General features: G+C 43.5%; 8 protein-coding genes. 7 read left to right on the top strand and 1 reads right to left on the bottom strand.

The window, feature by feature from the left end; translation table 11 throughout:
- The 7 genes from AB4496_RS06150 to nqrM form a co-directional block, all read left to right on the top strand.
- Nucleotides 1–175: RnfABCDGE type electron transport complex subunit D (locus AB4496_RS06150; RefSeq protein WP_372130694.1), on the top strand; the 175-nt coding region annotated here is incomplete at its 5' end.
- A complete protein-coding gene (locus tag AB4496_RS06145; RefSeq protein ID WP_009848373.1) occupies nt 165–932 on the top strand; it encodes a Na(+)-translocating NADH-quinone reductase subunit C in 768 nt (255 codons plus the stop codon). The genes AB4496_RS06150 and AB4496_RS06145, both read left to right, overlap by 11 nt.
- Nucleotides 932–1,564: an NADH:ubiquinone reductase (Na(+)-transporting) subunit D gene (locus AB4496_RS06140; protein WP_009848374.1), complete on the top strand. Its 633-nt coding sequence runs from the start codon at nt 932–934 to the stop codon at nt 1,562–1,564. The genes AB4496_RS06145 and AB4496_RS06140 overlap by 1 nt, the downstream gene beginning before the upstream one ends.
- A 7-nt stretch (nt 1,565–1,571) precedes the next feature.
- Entirely contained in the window at nt 1,572–2,168 is a 597-nt protein-coding gene (gene nqrE / locus AB4496_RS06135) for an NADH:ubiquinone reductase (Na(+)-transporting) subunit E (RefSeq protein WP_009848375.1), read from the top strand.
- Between the two features lie 29 nt (nt 2,169–2,197).
- Nucleotides 2,198–3,424 carry an NADH:ubiquinone reductase (Na(+)-transporting) subunit F gene (nqrF, locus tag AB4496_RS06130; protein ID WP_009848376.1) on the top strand — a complete coding sequence of 409 codons (1,227 nt, stop codon included), beginning with the start codon at nt 2,198–2,200 and terminating at the stop codon, nt 3,422–3,424.
- Nucleotides 3,425–3,598: 174 nt separating this feature from the next.
- The gene (locus AB4496_RS06125; RefSeq protein WP_009848377.1) at nt 3,599–4,603 is read left to right on the top strand and encodes an FAD:protein FMN transferase; all 1,005 of its coding nucleotides are present in this window, start codon (nt 3,599–3,601) and stop codon (nt 4,601–4,603) included.
- A gap of 16 nt (nt 4,604–4,619) precedes the next feature.
- The gene (nqrM, locus tag AB4496_RS06120; RefSeq protein ID WP_009848378.1) at nt 4,620–4,874 is read left to right on the top strand and encodes a (Na+)-NQR maturation NqrM; all 255 of its coding nucleotides are present in this window, start codon (nt 4,620–4,622) and stop codon (nt 4,872–4,874) included.
- Nucleotides 4,875–5,007: 133 nt separating this feature from the next.
- Here nqrM and AB4496_RS06115 read toward each other — a convergent pair whose 3' ends face one another.
- Nucleotides 5,008–6,246, bottom strand: coding sequence for a response regulator (locus AB4496_RS06115; protein WP_017101906.1), 1,239 nt, complete (start codon nt 6,244–6,246; stop codon nt 5,008–5,010).
- Nucleotides 6,247–6,420 lie beyond the last annotated feature (174 nt).

Below are 6,420 nucleotides of genomic sequence, written 5' to 3'. Positions count from 1 at the left end.
GTGGTGGTACGGCATCCTAATCGGCGCAATGTGTGTAATGATTCGTGTAGTTAACCCTGCATACCCAGAAGGCATGATGCTTGCGATTCTATTCGCAAACCTATTTGCTCCTCTGTTTGACCACGTTGTAATCGAGAAGAACATTAAGCGGAGACTAGCGCGCTATGGCAAGTAATAACGATAGCATTAAAAAGACGCTGTTTGTTGTTATCGCATTGAGCCTAGTGTGCTCAATCATCGTTTCAACAGCTGCAGTTGTTCTTAAACCTAAGCAGCAAGCTAACGCAGTTCTGGATCAGCAAACTAAGATCCTTGAAGTTGCGGGTATTGAGCTTGCAGGTGATATCCCAGCACTCTACGCAGAGAACATCGAACCTCGTCTAGTTGATTTCGCTACTGGCGATTTCGTTGACGGCGACGCTGCTGCATACGACCAACGTAAAGCGGCAAAAGATCCAGCTCAGTCAATCAAGCTTTCAGCTGAAGATGACATCGCTAAGATCATTCGTCGTGCTAACACGGGTACTGTATACCTAGTGAAAGATGGCGCTGAAACTTCTAAAGTTATCATCCCTGTTCACGGTAACGGCCTATGGTCAATGATGTACGCATTCGTTGCGGTAGAAACTGATGGCAACACGGTTTCTGGTATCACTTACTACGAGCAAGGTGAAACTCCTGGACTTGGTGGTGAAGTTGAGAACCCATCTTGGCGCGCTCAATTCGTTGGTAAGAAATTATTCGACGAAAACCACAAACCTGCTATTCAGGTTGTTAAAGGTGGCGCTCCTCAAGGTTCTGAGCACGGTGTAGATGGCCTTTCTGGTGCAACACTAACAAGTGTTGGTGTTCAACATACATTTGACTTCTGGTTAGGTGATATGGGCTTTGGTCCGTTCCTAGCAAAAGTTCGTGACGGAGGTCTGAACTAATGTCTAGTGCAAAAGAAATTAAAAAGAGCATCTTAGCGCCGGTGTTGGACAACAACCCAATCGCGCTACAGGTTCTTGGTGTGTGTTCTGCTCTTGCGGTAACCACTAAACTAGAAACAGCGTTTGTTATGACTATCGCGGTAATGTTCGTTACTGCTCTGTCTAACTTCTTCGTTTCTTTGATCCGTAACCACATTCCGAACAGTGTGCGTATCATCGTTCAGATGGCAATTATCGCATCATTAGTAATCGTGGTAGACCAAGTGCTTAAAGCATACCTATACGATATCTCTAAGCAGCTATCTGTATTCGTTGGCCTAATCATTACTAACTGTATTGTAATGGGCCGTGCTGAAGCATTCGCAATGAAGTCTGCACCAATCCCATCTTTCATCGATGGCCTTGGTAACGGTCTTGGTTACGGTTTCGTATTGATCACTGTTGGTTTCTTCCGTGAGCTTCTTGGCTCTGGCAAACTATTTGATATGGAAGTACTACCTCTAGTGAGCAACGGTGGTTGGTATCAGCCAAACGGCTTGATGCTTCTAGCACCTTCAGCATTCTTCCTAATTGGTTTCTTGATTTGGGCAATTCGTGTGTTCAAACCAGAACAAGTAGAAGCGAAGGGGTAAGGTAGTCATGGAACATTATATTAGTCTGCTAGTTAAATCGATTTTCATCGAAAACATGGCGCTTTCTTTCTTCCTAGGTATGTGTACATTCCTAGCGGTTTCTAAGAAAGTTAAAACTTCTTTTGGTCTTGGTGTTGCGGTAGTTGTAGTACTTACAATCGCTGTTCCTGTAAACAACCTTGTTTACACACACATCCTGAAAGAAAACGCGCTTGTTGAAGGTGTCGATTTAAGTTTCCTTAACTTCATCGCATTCATCGGTGTTATCGCGGCACTTGTACAAATCCTAGAGATGGTTTTAGACCGTTTCTTCCCACCTTTGTATAACGCACTAGGTATCTTCCTTCCACTGATCACAGTTAACTGTGCAATCTTTGGTGGTGTATCTTTCATGGTAACTCGCGACTACAACTTTGCTGAATCTGTTGTTTACGGCTTCGGTTCTGGTGTGGGTTGGATGTTAGCTATCGTTGCTCTTGCGGGTATCCGTGAGAAGATGAAGTACTCTGACGTACCTCCAGGTCTTCGTGGCCTTGGTATCACGTTCATTACTGTTGGTCTGATGGCGTTAGGCTTTATGTCTTTCTCTGGTGTTCAACTGTAGGGTAAGCACCCAGTAATAAGGAATAACAAATGCAAAGCATTATTCTTGGCGTAGCGATGTTTACCATTATTGTATTGGCTCTAGTACTAGTGATTCTTTTCGCTAAGTCTAAGCTAGTACCATCAGGTGACATCACTATTGCTGTAAACGGCGACCCTGAAAAGGCGATCGTTACTCAGCCTGGTAGCAAGCTACTTGGTGCCCTAGCTGGCGCTGGTATCTTCGTATCTTCTGCTTGTGGTGGCGGTGGCTCTTGTGGTCAGTGTCGGGTAAAAGTTAAGTCTGGTGGTGGCGACATCCTTCCAACTGAACTTGATCACATCACAAAAGGTGAAGCTCGCGAAGGCGAACGTCTAGCATGTCAAGTTGCTATGAAAACTGACATGGAGATTGAACTAGACGAAGATATCTTTGGTGTGAAGAAGTGGGAATGTACTGTTATCTCTAACGATAACGAAGCTACTTTCATCAAAGAATTGGCTCTAGCTATCCCTGAAGGTGAAGAAGTTCCGTTCCGCGCGGGTGGTTACATTCAGATTGAAGCTGAACCACATCACGTGAAATACGCAGATTACGATATTCCTGAGGAATACCGTGGTGACTGGGATAAGTTCAACTTGTTCCGTTACGAGTCTATCGTTAAAGAGCATTCGATCCGTGCTTACTCTATGGCTTCATACCCAGAAGAGAAAGGCATCATCAAGCTTAACGTGCGTATCGCAACTCCGCCGCCAAACAACCCTGACGTAGCTCCTGGTGTGATGTCTTCATATATCTGGTCTCTTAAAGAAGGCGACAAATGTACTATTTCTGGTCCATTTGGTGAGTTCTTTGCTAAAGACACAGACAATGAAATGGTATTCATCGGTGGTGGTGCAGGTATGGCGCCAATGCGTTCACATATCTTCGACCAACTTAAGCGTCTTAACTCTACTCGTAAGATGTCTTACTGGTACGGTGCACGTTCTAAGCGTGAGATGTTCTACATTGAAGACTTCGACGGCCTAGCGGCTGCAAACGAAAACTTCGTGTGGCATTGTGCTCTGTCTGATCCTCAACCTGAGGACAACTGGGACGGTTACACTGGTTTCATCCACAACGTATTGTACGAAAACTACCTGAAGGATCACGAAGCTCCTGAAGACTGTGAGTACTACATGTGTGGTCCACCAATGATGAACGCGGCTGTGATCGGCATGCTGAAAGATCTTGGTGTAGAAGATGAAAACATCCTACTAGATGACTTCGGTGGTTAATCCATTTAAGTGATTGATATTATGGCTGACTCTTACGAGTCAGCCATTTGTTTTTCTAAGACTACTCGTGACAACAAACTGGCTTATATAAGAAAGAGTAAGGCATTTAAAATACCTATTTTTCACTCTTATTTTTCCTTATATAAATCCTCAACATTAGACAGGAGTAAGCAAGTGAGAATTTGGCTTGTTGCATTAACTTCTTTGATTTTTCTTGCGGGCTGTGAGCAGGCAAGAGAGCAAGTGCATTTAAGTGGTCCGACAATGGGGACCAGTTATAACATTAAGTACATCAATGGCGATGAATTTCCTGAGTCTAAAGAAGTTCATACCGAGATCGATCGTCTACTTGAAGAAGTTAATGATCAAATGTCGACTTACCGTGAAGATTCAGAGCTGAGCCGTTTCAACCAACACAAAGGTGCGGACGCATTCGAAGTATCTGAACAAACCGCTATCGTTGTGAAAGAAGCGATTCGTTTGAACGGTCTTACTGAAGGTGCGTTGGATGTGACGGTTGGTCCATTAGTTAACTTGTGGGGTTTTGGTCCAGAAGCACGTCCTGAAGTGGTTCCATCAGACGAAGAGCTTGCGGCTCGTAAGGCTAAGATTGGTATTCACCACTTAAGCGTTGAAGGTAATAAGCTAAGCAAAGATTTGCCTAACTTGTATGTTGACCTTTCGACTATCGCAAAAGGTTGGGGCGTGGATGTCGTTGCTGACTACCTCGATTCAATTGGCATTCATAACTACATGGTAGAAGTGGGCGGTGAAATCCGTTTGAAGGGCTTAAACCGTGAAAGTGTGGGTTGGCGTATCGCCATCGAGAAGCCAAGTGTTGACGAGCGCAACATTCAAGAGATCATCGAGCCTGGTGATATGGCGATCGCAACGTCTGGCGACTACCGAAACTATTTTGAGCGTGATGGTGTTCGTTATTCACACATCATCAACCCAGAAACAGGTAAGCCGCTTCATCACAAAGTGGTTTCAGTGACTGTTTTAAACCCGTCTTCAATGACTGCAGACGGTTTATCTACTGGCCTTATGGTCTTAGGTGAAGAAAAAGGACTGGAAGTCGCAAACCAACATAACATCCCAGTGTTCATGGTGGTAAAAACAGCTGATGGCTTTAAAGAAATTGCTTCAGAAGCATTTAAGCCATACTTAGGTAAATAAGGTAAGCGAGATAATTATGAATACATTTCTGATTACATTTGGTGTTTTTCTTGCAGTAATCGCAGCGATGTCAATTGGCTATATTATCCAAAAGAAAGTTGTGAAAGGTAGCTGTGGTGGCTTAGGTGCTGTTGGTATTGATAAAGTATGTAACTGCCCTGAACCTTGTGATGCGCGTAAAAAACGTGAAGCACGTGAAGCATACCGTGAAGAGAAACTGGCAGAACGTCAACAAAAAGAAGCGGCTTGGAGTAAAGACCGTATCGCTTAATTGGTGACAGTCATAGGGGAATAGAGTTGTCTATGCCCTTAGAATAAGAAGCTCAAGATTATCGTCTTGAGCTTTTTTTGTTTGAGTGAACTGTCTATTTTGGAATGCTAAAAACGGAAACAAAAACGAATTTCTAGTGGTCGATTTGCATGTTATTGCGCGCAAAGACCAGTTGGTTCCTACCTTGTTCTTTTGCAGTATAAAGTAGTTCGTCCGCGGCTTTTATTTGCTCATCCAAACTGCCAACTAAGTCGCTTAACCCGATACTCATGCTGACTTTAATCCGTTGTGAGTCATGAATAACTTCTTGGTTTTGTATCGCAATCCTCATTGACTCTAGCGTGTCGACAAATTCTTCAAATGGTCGGCATGATTGAATGCAGAACTCTTCACCGCCGAAACGAACGGCGACATCATCTTTAAAATGATTTTTGATGATCTTTCCGACTTCAATGAGTACCGCATCGCCACCATCATGACCGTAGGTATCATTCACCTTTTTAAAGAAGTCTATATCCATCATGGCGATGCTGCGATGTTCGCAGCCTTTACATGTTTGATTGAATAGATAACGACGGTTCCAAAGCCCGGTCAGAGCATCTTCATTTGCATGACGAAATAGTTCATTGGTGGCCTCTTTCATATCGAGTAGCTGATGAATACGGCAGAAAAACTCTTCTTGGTTAAATGGCTTGTAAAGGAAGTCGTTGGCACCAGCCTTAAGGAAACGAGCTGTCATGGTTCGGTCGTCACTGCCAGATAGCCCAAGAATAGCGAGTTGATTACGATCATGGTGTACTCGAATGTCACGGGTCATCGAAATGCCATCTTTGTTTGGCATGTCATGATCGGTAACGACGAAAGTGATGTCGGGGTCGTTTTGGAGAAGCTCTAGTGCTTGTTCGCCATCTTCCGCTTGAATCGTTTGAATATATTGGTGCTCAAGAAGTTGCACTACATATCGACGAACAACCGCAGAATCATCAACAACCAAGGCTTTATGATATCGGTTATTTGAGATTCGATTAACCAAAGGAAGCAAATAACTGACTGATGACATGCTGTCTTTGAGGATGTAATCAATCACACCCTTCGCGAGTACTTGTTCTCGAAGTGTGTTGTTGAACATGCCGGTTAGGACTATAATTTTTTGTTGATAGCCGAGTACCAAATCAATGATCTCGCCATCTTGACCATCGGGTAAGCAGTAATCGAGCACCGCGCACAAGAAATCCGTATCTTGTTCTAAGATAGCTTCAGCTTCAGCCACTGATTCAGCCAGCGCAACCTCATAGCCATCATTTTTCAATTGCTGGTACAGGTAGTTTCTGAATGCACGACTATCTTCGACTACTAGTATTTTATCACTCAAAAGTTATCCCTACTTATAGGTTAAATACTCTCTAACAATACTATCAGAATAGTAAGTGGCTAATGAAGTTAAAGCTATTTAGCTGGGCTCCAGATCATTTTAAATCTGAGAATAATTGATTATACTGTTTATAAGTACAGTTGTAAGATTGGGTTATTCCTAGATGTGTAGTGC

The sequence above is a fragment of the Vibrio sp. 10N.222.46.A1 genome (assembly GCF_041473595.1).
GTDB lineage: Bacteria > Pseudomonadota > Gammaproteobacteria > Enterobacterales > Vibrionaceae > Vibrio > Vibrio tasmaniensis_A.
The sequence above is the reverse complement of the archived record's forward strand: the minus strand, read 5'-3'. Positions and strand labels throughout refer to the sequence as shown.